This is a genomic window from Streptomyces sodiiphilus, from assembly GCF_039529215.1.
In the GTDB taxonomy this organism is placed as follows: domain Bacteria; phylum Actinomycetota; class Actinomycetes; order Streptomycetales; family Streptomycetaceae; genus Streptomyces; species Streptomyces sodiiphilus.
Genome location: NZ_BAAAMJ010000001.1, coordinates 1 through 20720, shown reverse-complemented (window position 1 = coordinate 20720; position 20720 = coordinate 1). Strand labels below are relative to the sequence as shown.

19 protein-coding genes and 3 pseudogenes are annotated in these 20720 nt (G+C 69.4%); 16 read left to right on the top strand and 6 right to left on the bottom strand.

Translation table 11 applies throughout. The annotated features are described in order from the left end of the window. The first annotated feature begins 147 nt into the window (after positions 1-147). From ABD299_RS00105 to ABD299_RS00095, 3 genes are all read left to right on the top strand, one after another. Positions 148-1461, top strand: a complete 1314-nt coding sequence (locus ABD299_RS00105) for an SGNH/GDSL hydrolase family protein (RefSeq protein WP_344257728.1) — start codon at positions 148-150, stop codon at positions 1459-1461. A 200-nt stretch (positions 1462-1661) separates the two neighbouring features. Further along, a complete protein-coding gene (locus tag ABD299_RS00100) occupies positions 1662-2078 on the top strand; it encodes a cold-shock protein (RefSeq protein ID WP_344257727.1) in 417 nt (138 codons plus the stop codon). A 175-nt stretch (positions 2079-2253) separates the two neighbouring features. After that, positions 2254-2628 carry a DUF1330 domain-containing protein gene (locus ABD299_RS00095; RefSeq protein WP_344257726.1) on the top strand — a complete coding sequence of 125 codons (375 nt, stop codon included), beginning with the start codon at positions 2254-2256 and terminating at the stop codon, positions 2626-2628. Here ABD299_RS00095 and ABD299_RS00090 read toward each other — a convergent pair. Beyond that, positions 2595-4157: a carboxylesterase/lipase family protein gene (locus tag ABD299_RS00090; protein ID WP_344257725.1), complete on the bottom strand. Its 1563-nt coding sequence runs from the start codon at positions 4155-4157 to the stop codon at positions 2595-2597. The two genes, ABD299_RS00095 and ABD299_RS00090, sit on opposite strands and share 34 nt — an antisense overlap. Positions 4158-4441: 284 nt before the next feature. Next, on the bottom strand, positions 4442-5215 hold the full coding sequence (locus ABD299_RS00085) for an NmrA family NAD(P)-binding protein (RefSeq protein ID WP_425581215.1): 774 nt from the start codon (positions 5213-5215) through the stop codon (positions 4442-4444). On the opposite strand from ABD299_RS00085, the pseudogene ABD299_RS00080 reads away from it, so the two are divergent. From ABD299_RS00080 to ABD299_RS00055, 6 genes and pseudogenes are all read left to right on the top strand, one after another. Beyond that, positions 5135-5822 (top strand): annotated as a pseudogene (locus ABD299_RS00080) (IS3 family transposase); the annotation flags it as partial. The gene ABD299_RS00085 and the pseudogene ABD299_RS00080 overlap by 81 nt on opposite strands. A 93-nt stretch (positions 5823-5915) precedes the next feature. Further along, positions 5916-6227, top strand: a complete 312-nt coding sequence (locus ABD299_RS00075) for a hypothetical protein (protein WP_344257723.1) — start codon at positions 5916-5918, stop codon at positions 6225-6227. A gap of 346 nt (positions 6228-6573) precedes the next feature. Continuing rightward, a pseudogene (locus ABD299_RS00070) lies at positions 6574-7898 on the top strand (IS1380 family transposase). A gap of 704 nt (positions 7899-8602) precedes the next feature. Next, a complete protein-coding gene (locus ABD299_RS00065) occupies positions 8603-9361 on the top strand; it encodes an ATP-binding cassette domain-containing protein (RefSeq protein ID WP_344257722.1) in 759 nt (252 codons plus the stop codon). Further along, entirely contained in the window at positions 9358-10602 is a 1245-nt protein-coding gene (locus ABD299_RS00060; RefSeq protein ID WP_344257721.1) for a hypothetical protein, read from the top strand. The genes ABD299_RS00065 and ABD299_RS00060 overlap by 4 nt, the downstream gene beginning before the upstream one ends. After that, positions 10596-11246, top strand: coding sequence for a hypothetical protein (locus ABD299_RS00055; RefSeq protein ID WP_344257720.1), 651 nt, complete (start codon positions 10596-10598; stop codon positions 11244-11246). Before ABD299_RS00060 ends, ABD299_RS00055 begins: the two co-directional genes overlap by 7 nt. Positions 11247-12042: 796 nt before the next feature. Here ABD299_RS00055 and ABD299_RS25080 read toward each other — a convergent pair. The 3 genes from ABD299_RS25080 to ABD299_RS00045 form a co-directional block, all read right to left on the bottom strand. Then, the gene (locus ABD299_RS25080) at positions 12043-12288 is read right to left on the bottom strand and encodes a tetratricopeptide repeat protein (protein ID WP_425581221.1); all 246 of its coding nucleotides are present in this window, start codon (positions 12286-12288) and stop codon (positions 12043-12045) included. A 29-nt stretch (positions 12289-12317) separates the two neighbouring features. Next, positions 12318-13604, bottom strand: coding sequence for a hypothetical protein (locus tag ABD299_RS00050; protein WP_344257719.1), 1287 nt, complete (start codon positions 13602-13604; stop codon positions 12318-12320). A 176-nt stretch (positions 13605-13780) separates the two neighbouring features. Next, positions 13781-14419, bottom strand: a complete 639-nt coding sequence (locus tag ABD299_RS00045) for a hypothetical protein (protein ID WP_344257718.1) — start codon at positions 14417-14419, stop codon at positions 13781-13783. A gap of 435 nt (positions 14420-14854) precedes the next feature. Between ABD299_RS00045 and ABD299_RS00040 the strand changes: the two genes are divergently transcribed. Both ABD299_RS00040 and ABD299_RS00035 read left to right on the top strand, forming a co-directional pair. Continuing rightward, positions 14855-16285, top strand: coding sequence for a helix-turn-helix domain-containing protein (locus tag ABD299_RS00040; RefSeq protein ID WP_344257717.1), 1431 nt, complete (start codon positions 14855-14857; stop codon positions 16283-16285). Continuing rightward, positions 16285-16863, top strand: a complete 579-nt coding sequence (locus ABD299_RS00035) for a transcriptional regulator (protein WP_344257716.1) — start codon at positions 16285-16287, stop codon at positions 16861-16863. Before ABD299_RS00040 ends, ABD299_RS00035 begins: the two co-directional genes overlap by 1 nt. Positions 16864-17211: 348 nt before the next feature. Here ABD299_RS00035 and ABD299_RS00030 read toward each other — a convergent pair whose 3' ends face one another. Beyond that, on the bottom strand, positions 17212-17463 hold the full coding sequence (locus tag ABD299_RS00030) for a hypothetical protein (protein ID WP_344257714.1): 252 nt from the start codon (positions 17461-17463) through the stop codon (positions 17212-17214). A gap of 110 nt (positions 17464-17573) precedes the next feature. Between ABD299_RS00030 and ABD299_RS00025 the strand changes: the two genes are divergently transcribed. From ABD299_RS00025 to ABD299_RS00005, 5 genes and pseudogenes are all read left to right on the top strand, one after another. Next, positions 17574-18698, top strand: a complete 1125-nt coding sequence (locus ABD299_RS00025) for a hypothetical protein (protein ID WP_344257713.1) — start codon at positions 17574-17576, stop codon at positions 18696-18698. 276 nt (positions 18699-18974) lie between these two features. Beyond that, positions 18975-19244, top strand: coding sequence for a hypothetical protein (locus ABD299_RS00020; RefSeq protein ID WP_344257712.1), 270 nt, complete (start codon positions 18975-18977; stop codon positions 19242-19244). 28 nt (positions 19245-19272) lie between these two features. Next, positions 19273-19779 (top strand): RNA polymerase sigma factor, encoded by a 507-nt coding sequence (locus ABD299_RS00015; protein ID WP_344257711.1) that lies wholly within the window; start codon positions 19273-19275, stop codon positions 19777-19779. After that, a pseudogene (locus tag ABD299_RS00010) lies at positions 19779-20183 on the top strand (acyl carrier protein); the annotation flags it as partial. The gene ABD299_RS00015 and the pseudogene ABD299_RS00010, both read left to right, overlap by 1 nt. A gap of 36 nt (positions 20184-20219) precedes the next feature. After that, complete coding sequence (locus ABD299_RS00005; RefSeq protein WP_344257932.1) at positions 20220-20471, top strand: helix-turn-helix domain-containing protein; 252 nt, start codon at positions 20220-20222, stop codon at positions 20469-20471. Positions 20472-20720: the final 249 nt, after the last annotated feature.

Here is a 20720-nt window from a genome sequence, read left to right as displayed (position 1 = left end):
TACGGGGCAGTCGGCGCGACCGGCGCCCGGGTGGGAGCGCTTCCATGGCGTGGTGTGACCATGCCATACTCCCCGCGGGAACTTCCTCCGAAGGGCGGATACCTCGTGCGGCTCTTTCGCATCGCACCGTTTCTCAAGCTGCTCGGCGTGAGCACGGTGGTGCTCGTACTGCTCGCCGCCTCCTCCGTGACGGGAGCCCGCTGGGGCGTCGGCCCTTCCGGGCCGGAGGAGCAGACGGCCGCCGGCCGTCCGTCACCCGACCGGCCCTGGGTGCACACCTGGACGGCCATGCCGCAGCTGACCGAGCCCCACAACATGCCGCCCCCGCCGTTCACCGGCGAGGACGCGGTGCTGACGGACGCCACTCTCCGCCAGACCGTCCGCGTCACGGTCGGCGGGGAAAGCCTGCGGCTGCGCTTCTCCAACGCTTTCGGGGACACCGCACTGCCTCTGACCGCTGTGTCCGTGGCGCTGCCCCGCGACGGGCGGGCCGGGGCCGGCGCCATCGAGCCCGGCAGCGTCCGTGAGGTGACGTTCAGCGGGCGCCGGTCCGTGACCGTCCCGGCAGGAGCGCAGATCGTCTCCGACCCCATTCCGTTCCCGCTCCGGTCCGGTTCCAACCTGACGGTCACCACCTACCTGGCCGAAGGGCAGGCGTCCCTGGCTCTCACTTCTCACCCCGGCTCGCGTACCACCTCCCACCTTCTGAACGGAGACCACACCTCCGCCGTGGACCTGCCCGGGGCGACGCCGGTGGACCGCTGGTACCTGCTCAGCGGGGTCGAGGTGCGGGCCCGTCCGGCGACGGCGGCCCTCGCCGTCATCGGTGACTCGCTGACCGACGGTCGGGGCTCGACCACCAACGGCAACGACCGCTGGCCCGACCAGCTCTGGGACAGGCTCCAGACCGGGAAGTCCACACGCGACATCGCGGTCCTCAACCAGGCGGCGGGCGGCAACCGGGTACTCAACGATGGCCTGGGCCCCAATGCCCTGGCGCGCCTGGACCGGGACGTCTTCGCCCACAGCGGCGTCAGCTGGCTCCTGGTTTTCCACGGCGTCAACGACATCGGGACGGCGCCCGCCACGGCCGCCGCGCAGCAGGAGGTGGCTGGACAGCTGATCACCGCCTACGAGCAGATCGTCGTCAGGGCCCACGCTCAAGGGCTGCCCGTCTACGGCGCGACGCTGCTGCCCTTCGGAGGCAATGAGGGCTACGACGATCCCGAGGGGCACCGTGAGTCCGCTCGCCAGGCGGTCAACGACTGGATCCGGACAAGGGGCGCGTTCGACGCGGTCATCGACTTCGACCGGGCGGTGCGGGACCCCGCCCAGCCCGAGAGGCTGCACCCCGCCCTTCACGACGGTGACTGGCTGCATCTGAATCCCGAGGGCTACCGCATCCTGGCCGAGGCGGTCCCCGGACACCTCTTGCGGCAGCCCGCCCACCGCCCGCGCTGAACATCTATCCGCTGGGGGGGCGGACGGCGCGGCCAGGGGTAAGGCCGACGCCACCCGGTGAGAACCTGACCCCTCTCCCGTACGGGTTGATGGAAGTAGGGGTCGTACGTCGCCGCAGGGGTGTGTAGGTTTCTTTCGTGGGGGCGCTTCCGTGAGGAAGCCCTCGGTAATGGTGTGCGCTGGCGCTGGAGTGGTGAGCTGTGTTGATGACTGGCAAAGTACTGCGTTTCGATGAGGTCCGTGGTTACGGATTCATCGCCCCGTCGGAGCCGGGCGAAGACGTCTTCATGCATGCGAACGACCTGATCGACGAGAAGTACTTGTACGGCGAGGGAAGCGACGTCGAGTTCTTCATGGAGATGGGGGAGAAGGGACCGAAGGCGTCCCGGATCCGGCTGATCCACCAGCCGTCCCCGAACCGGATCGTCCGTACCCCTGTGTCGCCGGACGAGAGCGACTCGGCAGTCGTCGGAGGCGCCGAGAGCGTTGCCCGGTTCCGGGCCGAGCTGACGGAATCGCTGATCGAATCGGTGGATTCACTGACCGCCGCACAGATCAAGCAGATCCGTGGCTGCGTGGTCGAACTGGCCCGGAAGAATGGCTGGGTGACCGCTTGATACGAGCCCGAGTCGGGTGCGCGGGCGGTACCGGCCCCGGTTGAACTGGCTTTGGGCCTCGTACGGTGAGGGCGCGCGGGTCAAGCGGCCGACCCTCTGTGCGGTCGGCCGCTTGACCAGGCTGGGTGCCCGGATGGGATACTGGTAAGCAAGCGCTTGATCGCAGGAGGGTGTCGTGGCTGTGGAACCTGCACGAGAAGAACTCCAACGGTTCGTGGAGGAAGACCCGGACGGTCCGGTGGTCATGCTCAACCTGCTGCGTTTCGCCGAAAGAGGCCAGGAGTCCTACCGCCGGTACTCCCGGGCAGTGGCCGAGACGTTCCTTCCCCGTTACGGAGGGCAGGTGCTCTACGCCGGGAAGGGGGAAGCGGCGCTGGTCGCTGAAGAGGGCCAGAGCTGGGACGCGGTGCTCCTGGTCCGCTACCCCAGCCGTGCGGCATTCCTCCGCATGGTCTCCGACCCTGAGTACAGGCAGGTCGCCCAGTGGCGCACCCTTGCTCTCCAGGAAGCCGTCCTTCAGCCCACCGTCCCCTGGGGACGGTCTGTCTGAGCCGCACTGCCCGGACGGTCACGCCGAGGCGGGCGCCATTCCCCCTGGAGCTTCCGGCGCCACAGGTCATGGATCGCGGCGTTGTCGGGGAGAGCGGGACTGTCCGGTGTGCTCCAGGTGCGGCCGGCCGCCCCGGGAGAGCCGACGGGTCTCCAGCCAGGATGGCCGTCGGTCGCGAAGCCGGCCCAGGCTTCCCCCATGCGCCGGGACAGCCGATGGTCCGCGGCAGTGGGCGAACGGCCAATGAGAAACGCGACGTTTTCATCCGTGAGAGTGCCGAAGGCGAAGGGGATGTCCGCGCAGTGCCACGCATGCACCACTGCTGGAGGGGCGGTGCGCCGGCGCGCGAAGCAGGACTCGAACGCCCGCCCGCCCGACCGTGCGTGAGCCTCTGCGAGCCGCCAGGCGTACTGACTGAACAGCAGATCGCCGAAGACGGCCAGGTAGAGGTCGAGGACGGGAGCTCCGGGCATCAGCCCTCGGTAGCCCTCGATCAGCTCATCGGGGAGTTGGAATGCTTCCGTGAAGTCTGCCAACTGTTCGCCGGTGGTGACTGCCGGGATGCTGTCGGTGGCGTGCAGCAGCCAACCCTCCTCCGCGGTGTGGCAGACCAGCAGGTCCACTCCGCCGGTTGCTGCGCGGGCTGCGAGGGATACAGGGTCACCGGGCAGAACATCGCCGTCAATGACGGGATTGTAGTACCGAGCTCCTGAACCCGGGCACCCTCGGTAGTCGCGGACGACCTGCTCCGAGGCCACGATCAGTGCCTCAGGGGTTGCGGAAGCAAGACCCGCCGACGTGGCCGGGACACCGGCCGCCGCGGCAACCCTGTGGGTGGTCTCGACAGCGAGCTCCGCCGGAAAACAAGGCCCGACCGGGCTGTGGGCAATGACGCGGCGGAACAGTCCGCGGGCCCGCTCCATCACCATCAGGCAGGCGGCCGAGGTGGCTCCGGCGGACTGCCCGGCCACCGTGACGTTGGTCGGATCACCGCCGAAGGCGGCGATGTTGTCGCGTACCCACTCCAAGGCGGCGAGCTGGTCGAGCAGCCCTCGGTTCTCCGGGCAGCGCGGACCGGCTTCGGACGGCATGTGCCCGAAACCCTCGAAGCCGAGTCGGTAGTTCATGGACACCAGGACCACTCCGGCGCGAGCGAGTGCCGTGCCGTCGAAGTCGGGCTGCGCGGAGGAACCGAAGGTATAGGCACCGCCATGGATCCAGACCACGACCGGCAGTGGCCCTCCGGGCGCAGCCGGGGTCCAGATGTTCAGCGTGAGAATGTCCTCCCTGCCGGGCGACCACGCCGGCATCCCCGGGAGCTCGGCGGACTGCGGGGCCACCGGGCCGAAGGACCGGCAATCGCGCACCCCTTCCCACCTCCGGACCGGACACGGCTCCCGGAAACGGTTGGCTCCGAAAGGCGGGGCGGCATAGGGAATGCCGAGAAACGCCAGAACCCCGCGGACTGAGCCGCGTCCCCGGACCCGCCCGTTCTCCGTTCTGCGGACCTCCACAGCCTCCCCCGGCATGTTGCGTGTGACCCGGCCGCCGGCACAGGCCGCCTGCTCTCAGTCTGACAGTGCATCACACCGCTGGTGGCGCAACCAGAAGTCCTGCCCCGGCTGACGCACGACGGCGCGCTCCCGGTGCCCGGCCAGGAAGGAGTCCAGGCGCAGCTCCGGCGAACTGCCCCTGTGAAATATGTGGCTGAGAATGGCCAGCATGGTCGGGAAGAGCCGGAGCCGGGTCGGCGCACGCCGGCCCCGGCTCCGGCCGCGGACGCCTCCTCATCTGTGACCCGCCGACCGCCGCGTCAGGCCCCGAAGACCGCGGCGTTCTCCCGCATCCACTGGGCGAAGGTCCGGCCGGGCTGCCCCGTGACCTCTGTCACCGTCGGCAGCACGGTGCGGCCCGCCTCCGGCGGATTCGTCCGTATCGCCAGGAAGAACTCCACGTCGTCGTCGCTGTAGCCCTGCTCACGCCAGCGGGCGATCACTTCCTCCCGGCTCAGCTCGATGTACCGCACCTCACGGCCCAGAACCTCGGAGATGACCGCTACCTTCTGCGGCGCTGTCAGCGCCTCGGGGCCGGTCAACCAGTACTCCTTGCCGGTATGACCGTCCGTGGTCAGCACCGCCGCGGCGACGGAGGCGATGTCCGCCTCGTGCACCATGGAACTGGGCACGTCCGGGAAACCCTCGCGGACGACACCCTCCTTCTGCACGGACTGCGCCCACTCCAGGGCGTTGGACATGAACTCCACCGGTGCGAGGTACGTGTACTCCAGACCGCTCGCTTCGACAGCCTCGTCCAGCCCGGTCTTCTCCATGTCGCCCTTGAGGATCGTCACTTTGCGCACCCCGGCCTCCACCGCGATCTGCGCGATCTCGGCCCCGTTGGCCAGCGGTGCGTAGTCGTCACCGAAACTGATCAGGTGCGCCGCCGTCACGCCCGCGAACGCCTCGGGAAGGCTCGATGTCACGGCCAGGTTCCCGGCCACCACCTCCGCACCGTCCGGGAGGTTCGCCCTGCTGGGGTCACGGGTCAGGCCCCGGACCCGATGCCCGGCCGCCAGCAGTTGCTCCACCAGCGGGCGGCCCACATGTCCGGACGCACCGGAAACAAGAATTGTCATGAGGAATCTCCTTCGGTCCTGCCGCCCAAGCTAGGCCCCCTCGCGGACAGCGGGTCGGCGCCGAACACCAAGTACGTGGGCGACATCACGTATCTGCCCGTCGGTGACGGCGAGTTCCTGTATTCGGCGACGGTCGTGGACTGCTTCTCGCGCCGCCTGGCCGGGTGGTCGATCGCCGACCACATGCGCACGGAACTGGTCGCCGACGCGCTGAAGGCCGCCGCGGCCACCCGCGGCGGCATGGCCGGCGCCGTCTTCCACACCGACCACGGTGCGCAGTACACCAGTCGTGAATTCGCCGATCTGTGCGGCGAGTTGGGCGTGACGCAGTCCATGGGAGCGGTCGAGCGCGGACGACGCCGCCGCCGAGTCGTTCAACGCCAGCCTGAAACGGGAGACCCTGCAAGGCGCCCGTCGCTACGACGGCGCCCGCGCCTGCCGACTGGCGGTCTTCCGCTGGGTCACCAGATACAACACCGCACGGCGACACTCGGCCGCCGCACAGATGTCCCCCATCGGCTACGAACACGCACCAGCTACCATCACACTTGCCGCATAACCGCACGAACAGGTGTCCACTTTCATGGGGGAAGGCCCCCATCCGTCGTCCCCAAAGGGGGGACAGCGGTTTCCGGAAGGGCTGTTCGCGGTCTTGGACGACCGCGGAAACGCGTGGCTCGCGGACGGCCGGGGCCTGGCCTGCCCGGCCGCCACCCTCGTGGACCGGGCTGCCTGGGCATTGTCCGCAGGGCTGGGCCAGCCGTGGCTGCACAAGGCGGGCCGGGACAGCGACCCGCTGGTGCTGCTCACCCCGGAGGCCACGGCCCGGTTCGGTCTGCCCGGACACCTGGCCGACCGGCGCGGGCTCCGGTTTGCCGAGGACCATCCCGTGGTGCGGGAGTTGCTGGTGCAGGGCTGTCGTCGTGCTCGCGGGCACTTGCCAGTCGCATGTTCTCAAACGTGACGGGTGGCACAGGGGCGTGTGGCGCATACTTTCGGTCAATCGCCAGCCTGGCGGGTCTGGGCAGCTCCGAGGCGAGCCCACTGAGTCGACGCCGGCAAGCGTGCTCTGTGGGGGGCCTTGCGTATGCGCCTCGGTCCCGGGGTCTGCATCACTCCTTTTCGCGTTGCACCTACGGTGAATCTTGTGATCATTTCGTCCTGAATCGGATGGGATGGAGGTCTGAGCCTGGATCCACCGTGTGATCGCCGTCTGTGACCGGGGGCCGGAACGGGGAAGTGCCTTGTGACCTGCGATGATGGGAGTTCTTCAGGCTTCCAGCACGCACGATCAGCAAGGCACTTCGTAAGTGAAATCCTCCCACACGGCGACGGCGACGTTTGCGGCGGCCGATGACTCGAATCTGATCGCGTACGGCGGCCTGGCTGCCGGGGTACGGCTGGCCGAGAGGTGCGGCCTGCCCCGCCTGGTCCGCGACAAGCTCAGCCTCGCCGGGGCTGCGAACGGTGCCGGTACGGCAGCGGACGCGAAGGTGATGTCGCTGGTGGCGGGCATGCTCGCCGGGGCGGGCAGCATCGACGATGTGGATGTACTGCGGCACGGAGCGATGCCCCGCGCCTTCTCCGGGATACGCGCCCCTCCACCCTGGGCACGTTCCTGCGCGCCTTCACCTGGGGCCACGTGCGTCAACTGGAGTCCGTCACCAGGACATTCACGGCGAACCTGGTCCAGCACTGCGGTCTGCTGACCGGCGCGCAGGCGGTGGTGTTCCTGGACATCGACTCGAAAGTGAAACAGGTCCACGGCTACCAAGCAGGGCGCCGCCTTCGGCTACACGAGGCAGCGCGGCCTGCACTTCCAGATCGTGACCGCCTCCACACCGATCGCCGCGCCGGTCATCGTGGCCTCGCGGCTGCGCAAGGGCTCGGCCGGCTCCGCCAAGGGCGCCGCCCATCTGATCGCCGAGGCGGTCAACACGGTCCGGGCCATGGGCGTGAGGGGCCAGATCATCGTGCGCGGGGACTCCGCGTTCTGCTCCCACAAGATGGTTGCCGCCTGCCTCCGCCTGGGGGTGCGCTTCTCCTTTACGATCGCCCAGCGCAAGAAGGTCCGCACCGCGCTCGCCGCCATCGACGAGAACGCATGGACGGCGATCAAGGACACGGACGCGGTCTTCGACGAGGACGAGCAGCGATGGGTATCCGACGCCGAGGTCGCCGAGACCGGATACACCGCCTTCACCGGCAAGCCGAAGAAGTACCACGCCACAGCCCGGCTCCTGGTCCGCCGCGTCAACGGCTCGGTCAGCCTCATGTCCTCGACGGACAACGCGAGTTGTTCACCGCTCATCGCTTCCACGCCGTGTTCACCGACACCGCGCTCGGCCTCGTCGAAGCCGAGGCCACCCACCGCCGCCACGCCATCATCGAGCAGGTCTTCGCTGATCTGGAGGACTCCGCCCTCGCACATCTGCCGTCGGGAAAGTTCACCGCGAACGCCGCCTGGCTCACCCTCGCCACCCTCTCCCACAACCTCACCCGCGCGCTCGGCACCCTGGCCTCCACCTTCCACACCAGGGCCCGCACCGGCACCGTCCGCCGCCACCTGATCGCCGTCCCCGCCCGCCTTGCCACCAGCGCGCGCACCCTGACCTGGCACTTCCCCGACCGATGACCCTGGTGGCAGGCGCTGGAGCACCTGTGGACGGCCGTCGGCCACCGCCTGCGCACCTGACCAGCCGGACCGACTGCCCACCCACGACCCGAAAGACCTCGGAGACCCCGCCACCGGAACGGCCATCCGGCACCCACCCCTGCCCGAAACCGGAAAACCAGCCAAGAACCGATCAGCAAACCCACTCAGATTCACGCGGTGGATCCAGGCTGAGATCAACTGCTGTCGTTGCATGTGTCAAGGAAGCAACTTAGAGTCACGTGCGCTGTTTCGAACACGCTGTGTGTCAGCTTGAACACATGAAGGAGAATCACTTGATGAGACGTTCCATAGGCCTTCTGGGAGCGGCTGCGCTCAGCCTGCCTCTTCTGGCGATTGCCGCGGCACTTCTGCGGATGTCTCCGCCCAGGCACTGGAGTGCACGACCAGCGCGGGCAGTACGGGAGGGTGGGCGGAGTGCACCGGCTCCGGCCAGTGGCGTGCCAAGGCTGACTGCGTGGGCGAGTCGGACAAGTACAGCTCGTGGGTCACCCAGAGCAGCGGCACCACCCGTGTCTATGTCCCCGACTGCACGTGGAGTATCCGGCAGGTCGTTGTCGAACTGCGCTGACAGGGCGCGTTACACGTAGTGTGCGGTGCGGGGCGCAGTGGAGTTGTGCCCCGCACCGGCACGACATCAAGGGTCTCATGTGAACGTCATTGAGTTGAACGGTCTTCATCAGGGTTACCGGGGCAAGCCGGTGCTGCGCGGTGTCAGCCTGTCCCTGGAGAAGGGTGTGTACGGTCTGCTGGGGCCGAACGGGGCAGGGAAGAGCACTCTGTTGCGGGTGCTGGCGACAGCCGCCGCTCCCCAGGAGGGCACCCTGCGGCTGTTCGGCGGCGAGGTGCGGACCAGGGGCGAGGTGCGGGCGGCGCGGCGGCGTATCGGCTGGCTGCCGCAGAGTTTCGGCTGTCCTCCCGCTTTCACCGTTGAGGACTTCGTGCGTCACTGCGCGTGGCTCAGGGAGATCCCGGCCGGCCGGATCCCCGAGGAAACACGCACGGCTCTGGCCCGGGTGGATCTGCTGGACCAGGCCCGGACACCGATGAGGAAGCTGTCGGGCGGCATGGTGCGCCGGGCCGGTATCGCCCAGGCCACGCTGGGGTCTCCCGCTGTGGTCCTGCTGGACGAGCCCACCACCGGGCTCGATCCACGCCAGCGGATGCAGTTCCGGTCCATGCTGCGGGAGCTGGGCGGGAGTGCCTGTGTGGTGCTGTCCACCCACATCGTGGAGGACCTCGCCCACAGCGCGCCTCGCCTGGGTGTGCTGCACGGGGGCCGTGTGGTCTTCGACGGCACTCCGCGGGAACTGGCGGATCTGGCCCATGAACAGGCGCCGGGAGACACCCCGCTGGAACAGGGCTATTCCGTGGTCCTGGGACAGGACACCGGCCTTTCCACCTCGTCGGGAGCGCACGGATGACCGGGTTCCTCATCGAATGGCGCCGCAGCCCCCTGCGCTGGTGGGCTCTCCCTCTGATCGGCCTGGCCTGCCTTCTCACCCTCTCCACAGGCGGTTTCCCGCCCGATTCCTGGCCACGCGCCTCAGCAGCCGCCACAGCGGCGGGTCTGCCCTTCGTGATCGCGGCCCTCGCCCTGTGCGCGGACAGAGCCGCACGCGCTCACCGCAACGCGGATACCTCCCCGGTCTCCGCCCGCCCGCCCCACCACGCCGCCCTGACACGCCTGGCAGCAGACCTGGGCTGGCTCCTGCCCGCCTACGCCGTCCCCGTCCTCATCCTCTGGACAGCCACCTGGAGAGGCGGAGCCCCCGGCAGCCCGTGGCTGGAGTATCCGGTCTTCGGCATGACCGGGATCATCTTCGCCGCCGGCCTGGGACACCTGGCCGGAACCCTCGCCCCCAGCCGCTTCACCGGCCTCATCGCCGCAACAGGAGCCCTGGTCCTCTTCCTCTTCGTCTTCACCCAAGATTCCCCCCTCACGGCAAGCGTCCCGTACCAGGCCATCTCCTTCCGCCTCGCCGAAACCCACCTGATGTGGCGCGCGGCCGCCGCGGCCTGCGCCGTGATCCTGGCCATCGCAGCACCCCACCTGGCCGCACGCCTCACCGCCCGACGCGACGGAGTGCCGCGCCTGCCACGCCCGGCTCGCACACCCCTGCTGGCGGCCGGCGCGCTGGCGGGCGTTCTGCTGGCCATGCCGAACAACCCCGACGCCCCACTCGTCGGACCCCGTACCTCACCCGCTGAGCCAGTGTGCGCGCAGGCCAGCGGCAGCGAGGTCTGTGTGTGGCCCGAGCACGCCCACCGCCTGAAGGACGCGGTCTCCGCCGTGACCGCCGTGCACACCCGGGGACTGGACATCCTCCCGCCCGCCGACCGCTACACCGAAGACGGCCTCTCCGGCACCGGCTTCCTCCTCGACCACGGGAAAGGAGACCTGCTGGCCACCTTGGTGACGCAGCAGATGGACGAGGTGACCGTGTGGTGCACACCGGAACCGGACCCCGACCGCATGCTCCACCACCAGGCACTCAGCCTGTGGCTGGAGACCCGCGTCAGACAACTCGACGCCCCACCCTCCTACGGCCACTACGGCGACACCTCCCACGTCGACGAGGTCACACGAGTCCTCGCACTACCAGAACAGGAACAACTCAACGAAGCACAGCAATGGGCCCACTCCGTGAGCCAGCCATGCTGACACCCCCCATACTCCCGAACACGGAACCAGCCGAACAAACGCGCCGAAAACTCCATTGGAGCTTCTGCCGCTCCCACCGACTGCCCCTGGTCACCACACTCCTCACCCTGAGCGCCACCCTGCTGCTCCCGCGCGCCGACGACCCCCTGCTGTTCCCCGACCTCGCCGGTGGCCCACCCCTGCCGGTGCCCCTGGCCGCCTGCGTGCCGCTGCTCATGGCCTGCTTCGCGGTCGGCGCAACCATGGACACCATGGAGGGCTTCTCCGCCCACGCCGCCCGCCCCAGGTATCTGATGGCCGCACTCGCCGGCGCCATCGGCGCCGCAACGGCCGCCGTCCTCACCACCACCGCGCTCGCCGCGGCAGGACAACCAGCCGACATTCCCCTGGCCCTGCGCGCCCTGACGGGGTTTCTCGGTCTGGCCTGCTTGGGCGCCGCCGTGGTCGGAGTCCGCGCCTGCTGGACCGTCCCGTTCCTGTGGGCACTGCCGGTGTTCCTCCTCGGCCAGGACCCGCCCCTGCCCGCCTGGGCCCGATGGCCGGTAGCCGAGAACGGTGACCCCACCGCCTGGACAACCGCCGCCCTACTGGCAGTCACCGGCACAGCCGCGTTCCTTCTCCGGCTCTCCCACCGCCGCCGCTGACTGCCCGCGACGGCTATGCCCGCGCGCAGGCCACCCGGGCTCTGACCCCCAGTCAACACCGGGCAGGGCCCGGGCCGCGGCCTGGACGACGGCCACATCGCCCGAGCGGGAGTCCCGCAGGGCTTGAGAGTGGCAGCGTGGCCGTGCGGGGACCGTGACGCCTGGCCAGCTGATGGCTGATGTAGGGCTTGCTCGGAGATCCGCAGGGTGGGCCCGCGATCGTACGACGCGGCCGCACCGCGCTTGTTCAATTGGGCGCTGCACCACTGCCAGGCCCGGGGCCGAGCAGCGGGCCGAGCGTGCCGCCCAGAGCGAGCTGGAGGGTGGGATGGAGAGGCGGCTGGCCGCAGGCGTGATCCGAGGACCGCTGTGCGGCTGCGTTCGTGCTCAGACTGTCGCTGTTCTCGACCCTTCACACCGCACGATTGCGCTCCCTCACGCTGGACAACCACTCCGCAGCCCGCTGCCCGCACACCCCGCCGGGCCCGGGAGGGCGCCGGCTGGTGTGGGCGGGGCACCGTGCCCAACGCCGCTCTCGCCCTTGCGGTCACGGTCAAAGGGGGCGGCTGCGGGGCGGGAGAACAGATGCTCGACCTACACGCCAGGGGTCCGGCGGGTTGGTGCGTCGAGAGCTTCCCCGGGGCTTCGCCGCCCGTCCGGACCCTCCCCAGGCCAGTTCTGCGGCCTTCTCTGGCAGAACATCCCTGGATGGCGCGGAAGGCGGCTGCCTGGACAGAATCGTTCAGCACACGATCCAGGCACGCAGTCCCCCCGGGGCTACGGCGTGGGCATGCTGTCAATCCGTCCCGACCGCCCCGGCATCTCCCTCGCCCCCCAGCCAACGAGCCAGCGCCGCTCGCGTGGCCTCAGTGCCGGGGTGCTCCGCACCGAGCACGCGTTCGCGGTCGGCCAGGACCTGCTCCAGCAGCGCGATGGCTTCCGTGGTGCGCCCGGCGTCGGCGTAGGAGGTGGCGAGGTTTCCGCGTGCGAGCAGGGTGTCGGGGTGGTGGGGGCCGAGGTGGTTGTGGGCGGTCTGCTGCAGCTGTGTCCAGTACTCGGTGGCCGGGGTGGTCAGTCCGGCGTCGAGGAGGCTGATGCCGGTGCGGTAGAGGACCAGGTGTCCTTGAGGGTTCCAGAGGTGGGCTGGGTGTGGGTGTGGAGGGTGTCGGTGTTGGCGCGGAGGGTGGTGGCGAGGTCGCGGTGGGGCTGGTCGGGGTCGGGCCACAGGGCCAGGAGGGCGTCGGCGGCTGTGGTGGCCAGGGCGGGTTGCTGGTGGGCGGGGGTGGTTTCGCGGACCGCGCGGGCGGTGAGTGCGTGGATACGGACAGCCCGGGGGCCGTTGGTGCGGTCGCGGGTGAGGAGTCCGTAGCGGTGCAGGGCTGCCAGTGCCGCGTGTGCTTCCCGTGCGGTGATCTTCTTGCGCCTTCGGCGTTTCCACCAGGCGGTGTGGTGGGCTGCGGTCAGGTAGGCCAGGACAGGCGGGGTGTCCCACAGGCCGAGGGGGTGGCCGTCGGGGTCCAGGAGCGCGGCGAGGCGCAGGGCGGGTTCGACGAGGCCGGGCGGGCCGGTGGCGGTGGCCGCCTGGAGGTTGAGGAGGAGGGCCGCGGTGACAGGCTGGCCGTAGTCTTCGGCGTCCGCCCACGCAGGCAGAGCATCGGAGAGCAGGCCGTTGGTGAGGTGGTCGAGGTACTCGCCGCAGGTGGCGTCTTCTTCGATCATGTAGGCGGCAGCGAACCCGAGCGCGAGGGGCAGCCGCCCGAGCTGTTCGATGATCTGCCCTGCCGCCCCGTGGTGGTGGAGGCGTGCGCGGCCGGCGGCGGTGAGCCGGTCTTTGAGGTAGGTGTGGGCTTCCTGGGGGGTGTAGACGTCGACGGGGACCAGGGTGCGGCCGGCGGCGGTCAGCCGTGCGTCAGTGTGCAGCCGGGTGGTGGCCAGCACCCACCCGGCTCGTCCTTGGGGCCACCACTTCTGTACCGCGGCGGGGTCGGTGATGTTGTCCAGGACGACCAGCCAGCTCCGGCTGGTGGTGGCCAGCCAGGCCATGAACTGCTCGGCATCGGCCACCGGATCGTCCCCACCGGCCCCTGGTGCGTGGACGGCGGTGGCTGCGCGGGCGTAGGTGGTGATGAGTGCTTGTTCTTCGGCTGCGTGTACCCATACGACCAGTTCGGTGCCGCTGTTGATGGCGTCGTTGGCGTAGGCGGCGGCGAGCTGGGACTTGCCGTATCCGCCGCCTCCGGCCAGGACCTGGGTGAGGACCACACCTCCCCTACCGGCCCGGGCGGTGTCGATGGTCTCCCGGACCCTGGTGCGGTTCTGGAACGCGGCCGCGAGCGGCGGGATGGCCCCGATCCGCACCGGCCACTCCACCGACTCCCGAGCCGCAGGGAGGTGGAGGTGCGTGGCGCCGTAGTCGATACGGCCAATCGTCCCGGCGGCGGGGGAGTGGTTCCCGCGGGTCTCGATGTCCGCCTTCTGGCGGGGGGCTGTTCGAGGGCTGGGTGAGCTGGGGTGTGTGTTCTCCGGGGCGCGGTTCAGCTCTGGTCCGGCCCCGGCCGCGAAGGGCCCGGCGCCTCCCCCTCCCCTTTGCCCTCCTCTCTCCCTTCCTCTTTGCGTTCCTCGCGTCCGGTCTTGCCGTCCTGCCCCTCGCCGGGACTGCTGTCGGAGACAGCGGCCGGGGCGGGGGGAAGGTTGCCGAAGGTGAGGTCGCCGGTGTTGCCGCCGATGACGGGGGACTGGTCACCGGAGGTGGTCATGGTGATGCCACCACCCGCCGTGGTCCCACCGCCGGAAGATGAAGTCATGCTGCCGATGTCGGCGGTCTTCACCGCGCCCAGTGCTTCGGCGAGGTCCCGGGCGAAGGCAGGGTCGTTCTTCACCGCGCGGGTGAGGGCGTAGACGAGCGCGCCGTGAGTCTCTTGCGACAGCGCCGGATCCCCGGCCGCACCGGCGCCGGGCGCGGTGTCAGCCGCAGCAGCTTCGGCTTCTTCCTCAAGGCCCGCGAGCGCATCATGGTCCTCCCCGAGCCGCCGCCGCACAACGGCAGCAAGCCGGCCGACGACAGCCTCCAGAGACGTGTCGACCGCACCGGTGACCGCACCAGCCGCGGCCCGCGCCCGGCCAATGGCCCACATGTACAGGTAACCCGGCACGCTCGCGACATCAACGTCCATGCCCCACCCCTCCTGTTGTCACCCGCCAACGGCGCCCCCGCGCACAAGGGCCGCCCCTGACAGGGAAGGAAACCTCCCGTGTCCTGAACACTAGTCAGCACCGCGCCGGTTCCAGGCCCCTACGCAGAACTCCCTCGCACTGCTTCCTGCCCCGACCTCCGACACCGCGGCCGCCGCGGCCTTGTTCGGTGCCGCCGTGGTGGTCCGCTGGGGCGGTACACACCAGGGTTGTGCTTCATGGCGCCGTGCCCGGGGAGGGCCCCCTCACTTCCGGCTCGACGCGGTCCAGGTGCTGGTTGTCTCCTCGTGGCGCTGCCCGGCCGGCTGGCTCGCATCCCCCGGGAATCGCTCGTGTGTTCCCTTGGTCCTGGCGCGATTCCAGAATTCCGCCATGAAACGTCTAACCAATGTCCATCCTTCGGTTAGAATGGTGCCATGGCTGAGGATCCTGTGGCGGCGTTGCTGGCGGAGGCCAAGCTCGCGGCGAAGTTCGCGGACCCGGGGGAGCGGCGCCGGCTGCGGACGGCGGCCGGCCTGTCGTTGGAGCAGGTCGGTAAGGCGGTCGGGGTGGGGCGGCAGACCGTGTCGAACTGGGAGAGCGGCTCGCTGTCGAACTCTCCGGCGCGGGGGGCGTATCTGCGGCTGCTGGAAGGCCTGGCGGAGATCTACCCCACCCCCGAAGCCGCCCCGGCCGCCTCAGCCGCCCGGCCGTCGGCCCCCGAGGCCGCCCCCGCCCCGGCCACCCCGCAGACCGCCCCCGCCCCGGGTCCGGGTCCGGCTGTTTCTGCTGCCAGTCCCCCCGAGAGCCCGAAGGCCCAAGCCGCCCGTGCCGCGCATACCCGGCACCAGAACCGGCGCCGCACCACCACGGCGGAACAGACTCGTTCCGAACTGAGCGAGAAGATCACCGCCGCCGTCAGCACCGAGCTGGAGCGTGCCGGTGGGGACGCGGACGCCGCGACCGGGGCTTTGATCAAACGCGCGATCCCGGACGTGATGGCCCTGTTCGCTGCGACCCGGCGTACGGCCCGCTACGAGCACACCTCCTACCCGCGCATGCCGGATATCTTCACCAAGCCCAGCAAGCGGGAAGCCGATCTGATCTGGGAGGCCCGCCCGTCCTGGCGCCACCCGCACCTGCGCCGGACCCCGGACGGCGACCTCACCGTCACCGTGCTGGACGTCAACGCCGCCTACCTGTCCGCGTTCAAGACCTGGCTGCCGATCGGCCGCCTCGAACACCAGCAGGGCGGAGAGCACGACCGGAAGCGGGCCGGGGTCTACCTCATCGACCCCCCTGCCTGGCGGCACCCCACCGGCCCCAGCCCGCTGGGGGACCGGGAGGAGAGCGGCCCGCTGTGGATCACCGAACCCACCATGCGCCTCCTGCTGCGTATCGCGGGGCCGAAGTACGGGCTGATCGACGCCCCGCCGCGCATCCACGAGTCCTGGACGTCGGGGGCGACGGAGACGCTGCTGGACTCCCTGCGCCAGCTCCTGGCCGATGCCCGCACGAACGCCATCGCGGCCGGGGACGACGTCACGCTGACCTACGTCAAGCAGATGTACGCCAAGTTCGTCTCCACCCTCGGAGAGAGCCCACACAACCGGGAGATCGTCCGCCCGGACTGGGTCCACCTCATCCGCTCCCAGGCCTTCGCGAACCTGTGGTGGCGCGCTTACAAGGCCGCCACCGCAGGCCTCACGGTGATCACGGTCGCGGGCACCGACGAGCTGCACGTCGCCGGCCACTGGCGGCAGGTGTTCACCGAGGGCACCGGCCTGGCCGACATGAAGGTCAAGACCCACCCCCACACCGGTGAACCCGTCACCTACACCGCCACCCTCACCGGACAGGACGCCTGATGGCCGACAACTACCGCTGGGCCCAGCTCGGACAGCTCGGCGCCGCTGGTGTCCACGGCGCGCAAGCTCTCGGCGCCGGCATCGAACGGATGGTGACCGGCATCGCCTCACCACCCCACACCCGCCGCGGCTGGACCGCCCGCCTGAACTACCTCACCAGATCCCCCGCTGGCCGCGATGCCCTCACAGCCGCCGGTATCAGTCGACGCGCCCTCGCCGCCTGGACCGCAGGGAAACGCTCCCCTTCCCCGAAGAACCGCGCGGCGCTGGACCGCGCCTACTGGGACCTGCGCCGCCGCAACGTCGCCAACCACCTCAAACGCCGCCTCGCGAACAACGGCCGCGGCACCCGCATCGAAATCGACCCCGTCGACCAGCGCAACGTCCAACAGCCCCACCGCCGCGACCTGCCCGTACGCCACACCAACGTCCGCCCCCGCATCTGGAACGCCGCTGTTGACGCTTGGCTGGCCGGCGACCGTCAGGCGATGGAAGGCATCTGGGACGAGATCATCATGGACCTCGGCTCCGGCTACGACGCCTACACCAACGTCTCCTCGACGGGATGGGCAGCGTAAGATCGCCGCCGCACCGCACCCTGCACAAGGAATCCCCGTTCTCAAGCATCGCGACGCCTGGAGTTGAAGGTGGCCCCCTGTGAGGGGTGACTTGTTGCCACGGCGCCCACCAGTTGCTGCCGCAGGTCGCCGACGAAGGCCATGAGCGCCACGCCCGCCAGTGAACCGACCGTGGACGAAAGCAACTGTCCCCAGCGAAGCCGCATCCGGCGCCTGCCTGCGCCCACCCCCGGCCCAGTGGTCCCCCCGGGGCAGACCACGCGGTCGGCCTCGTGCCCGGCACGGTGCTGCCGGCCGGAACACTCACATCGGTTTGTCGTCCTCGGACGCACCCATAGCCCCGGGGCGTCAGCGGTACCAGGGGGCAAGGCGCAGCAGCAACAGCAGGGTGCGGCGGGCGGCGTCACGCTGTTCGGCCCGGCCTGCGAACGACGCGCCGAACGCGAGGGCGGCCACCACCGCCAAGATCAGCAGTACAGCCGCCCCGAACACGAGCAGGGCGAGGCGCCCGCCGGCGGACAGCCCGACCACGGCCGGTCCGGCGACGGCGACCACCGCCCCCGTGCGGCACCGGCGGCGCGCCCGGGTTGTTTCTGACATCACACTCTCTCTTCTCGTCCCTCGGGGCGGGGCCGCCCTTGTGGTCGACCAGTAAGCCAGGTCGGCGCCGGGAGTTATCCGGGCAGGTCGCGGGGTTCTAAAGTGGCGAGATGCCCAGAGGCGAACCGAGCAGCGCGGACCGGGAGTTGATCACGCTGCTGGCCGAGCGGGAGCTGGTGGTATCGGCGGCGCAGCTGGAACGGTGGCGTCGCGCCGGCCTGCTGCCGCGCCACCGGCGGCGGTGGCTGGGACGCGGCCAGGGGTCGGCTGCCGTGCTGGAGGCGATGACGGTGGAGATCGCGGCGTCCCTGGCGCGTCATGCCCGCCAGGGACGTGACCTGCGGTGGACGGTACTGGGCTGGTACACCGAAGCGGGTCGCCCGCCCCTGCCGGGGCACGCCGCGGTGCCCGCACCCCCGTGGACGGCGGTCCGCGAGGCGCTGTTGTGGGCCATGGCGGCGAGCCCGGCGCATCGGCTGCTGGTTCAGGCACGGGCCGCGCGCGGCGAGGCCGCTCAGGACGCCGTCTACACGGCAGCGGACCGCCTCCTGGCGCACGCGCCCGGGGACGGCCCGCATCCCAATCGGGTACGCCAGATGCTGCTGGCCGGCGGGGAAGAGCCGTGCTGGCGCGGGCCCGGCAGGCGCCCGGTGGCCCAGCTGGCCGTCGCAGCCGGGATGGGGGCCGATGAGCTGGCCGCCTCCCTCCTCACCGGATCCCTCGCCGCCACAGGGATGCTGGCCCCCGGCGGCGGCCAGGCACTGTCTGAGAGGCTGGAGCAGGCCGAAAAGGACGGCACTCTCCTGCCCTGGCTGGCCCAGCTCGTCGACGGCTACGACCCGCTCGCCGCCCTGGCAGCCGCCACCGAGCAGGAGATGGCCCGGGCCCGTGAAGCGGCACTGACGCTCGCCGGGTTCGGCGGCCTGTACGTGATGCACGGCCTGCTGATGCCCGACACCCCCGCCCTGGCGGCGTTGCGGGACGCGATCGACCAGGCCGGTGGCGGCCCGCTGCTGCGCAACGCCCTGGCAGCGATGACCCACCCGCAGTACGTCGCTACGATGCTGTCTTCCTGCCTGACCCCGGCTGTGGCCGCGTTCGGGGACTACCTGGGCCAGGCCCTGGCCGGCCATCCCCAGGGCCTGTTCTACCGCCCCGAGCAACCCCACGACCGCGACCAGTACATGAACGAGTGGATCGCCGCGATGCGCGCGGCGACATACCACGGCGCATGACCTGGCCCAGGCGCCGCCGCGGGTGGCGCGCCTGGCCGACAGCCTGAGCCTCGGGGGATGCGGAGAGCCGGCCGGGGCAGTCTGGCCGAGTGGTGTCTACAGCAGAGTGACGGGGCACCTGCCCTGGCGCTGCCCCGCGAGACTCAGTTGTTCGGGGAGACCGTTTGAAGCCGTAGGAATCCTGAAGGCAGTTCAACCCTCTTGATACTTCTCAGCCTGTAGTAGGTGGGGCCGCGGTGAGGACCGCGGCACACAAACAGGGGACGGAGTCTGTCGGTGGGCGTCGAAGTGTGGATGATCGTGTTTCCGGCAGTGATCGGTCTGGCCGGGTTGTTCCTTCGCTCCCGCGCCGGGAGCTCAAACCTGTGGGATGTGCTCCATGAGCTGGCCCGAGGGCGCGCCAGGGTCGGACTCGAGCGAGAGCAACGGGTCACGCTCGAGGTGATGCTCGAACGCCTGCCGAAGGCAGGGCTGAGGATGGAAGATGCGCAGCAGGGCCGTCGGACGGTCATCGCTGCCGATCGCTCCGTGGATGACTGTAGATGAACGGGTGGCCGGGAAGCAGGGGGGATGCGTGAAGCCGACCTCAGTGGAGTTCGCCCGCTTCTTGACCGAGTGGGAGCCGCAGGTGCGGCGTTATCTTCTGTGGCTGGAGGGGGACCCGGGGATCATAGACGATGCTGCGCAGGAGACGATGATCTCCGCCCACCAGTATTGGGGGCGGGTATCGCGGTACGAGAACAAGCGGGCTTGGCTTTTCCGTGTGGCTGGTCAGCGGTTAAGCCGGGCGCGAGAAGCGCGGCGGCGGAATGGCTTGAGTACAGATCCCCATGAGTTGCCGGATAAACTTGATGACCGAGATGCTCTGGTATGCCGGGTCGTCCGGATCGATATCTTGGATGCTGTCCGTAAGCTACCGCAGCAGCAAGCCACGGCGATTGCGCTTCAGCTCCAGTTTGACTACCTGCTCAGCGATATTGCAGAGATCATGGGCGTTTCCACGGGAAGTGTGAAGACGCACTTGCACCACGCCCGGAAGACTTTGGAAACGCTCCTAGCTGATACGGACGGGGGTATCTGATGGGCATCGAAGACCAGCTGCGCAGTGCCGTTCAGGCCGTGGATGAACTGTGGGCGGACCCGATTGACACCGCAGAGAGGCTGGCCCGTCTCCAGGACCGGATGGCTGCTGAGCAGACCTCTACAGTCGGGTCTCGACCACGCACGGAGGTCGACGAGATGCCGCAGCGACTCCTTGACCGTTGGCGGGTAGAGTCGACTACCCGGTCCGGCCTGCTGTTGTGGCTGCGGGAGTATGCAGCGTTTATTCTCAAGTTTCCGGAAACAGAAATCGATCCTCGAGTGCCACTCGTCCAGTACGGGATGGATTCACTCATCGCGGTCGAATTCGCGAACGGTCTCAAGGAGGTCTGCCTGGAAACCAGCCCCGCGCTGCTGTACGATAACCCCACTCTGGAAAGTCTGGGTGCCCGCCTTTTCGCCATGCTCCCGGATACCTCTATGGCCGTCTCTAGCCAGGGGAGGGAAGAGCGCCGAGCCGATGGGGCGTACTTTCTCACCGTGGCCGAGGTCGCGTCAATTATGAAGGTCTCAAAGATGGCCGTGTACCGACTCATTCACGACGGTCATTTGCCTGCGCTCCGAGTCAAGCGCTCGTTTCAGGTGCCAGTAGACGCCGTTCACGAGTACCTGCGTGAAACTGAGGCCCAGTTGTCCGTCGCATCGGTCTCTTCTGAGTCGGAAGAGCTGTAGGCAGGCTGCGCCCCACCCACGGCGTTGAGCCCAGTGAGGTTATTTCAGTGCAATGATCTTCGCGGAGTGGGATGAAGTGTCGGATGGCGGTATGGATCGGACGCAGAGGCCCCCGTGGCTGGCAGACGTAAAGCCCCTGGCAGGACGGTTCTCACCACAAGGTCGTCCGCAGCGCCAGAGGCTTCTCGTTGGTCACCTATGCTGCCATGCTAGCCTCGATGTTTCGTGAGGTCCCGTCAGCTTGCTGGC

What these genes read in the sequence shown, in the direction of transcription:
- ABD299_RS00090 (WP_344257725.1), bottom strand. Translation starts at nt 4,157, where the DNA reads ATGCCGGGGGAGGCTGTGGAGGTCCGCAGAACGGAGAACGGGCGGGTC.
- ABD299_RS00060 (WP_344257721.1), top strand. Translation starts at nt 9,358, where the DNA reads ATGACCGGGTTCCTCATCGAATGGCGCCGCAGCCCCCTGCGCTGGTGG.
- ABD299_RS00055 (WP_344257720.1), top strand. Translation starts at nt 10,596, where the DNA reads ATGCTGACACCCCCCATACTCCCGAACACGGAACCAGCCGAACAAACG.
- ABD299_RS00045 (WP_344257718.1), bottom strand. Translation starts at nt 14,419, where the DNA reads ATGGACGTTGATGTCGCGAGCGTGCCGGGTTACCTGTACATGTGGGCC.
- ABD299_RS00040 (WP_344257717.1), top strand. Translation starts at nt 14,855, where the DNA reads ATGGCTGAGGATCCTGTGGCGGCGTTGCTGGCGGAGGCCAAGCTCGCG.
- ABD299_RS00035 (WP_344257716.1), top strand. Translation starts at nt 16,285, where the DNA reads ATGGCCGACAACTACCGCTGGGCCCAGCTCGGACAGCTCGGCGCCGCT.
- ABD299_RS00030 (WP_344257714.1), bottom strand. Translation starts at nt 17,463, where the DNA reads ATGTCAGAAACAACCCGGGCGCGCCGCCGGTGCCGCACGGGGGCGGTG.
- ABD299_RS00025 (WP_344257713.1), top strand. Translation starts at nt 17,574, where the DNA reads ATGCCCAGAGGCGAACCGAGCAGCGCGGACCGGGAGTTGATCACGCTG.
- ABD299_RS00005 (WP_344257932.1), top strand. Translation starts at nt 20,220, where the DNA reads ATGGCCGTCTCTAGCCAGGGGAGGGAAGAGCGCCGAGCCGATGGGGCG.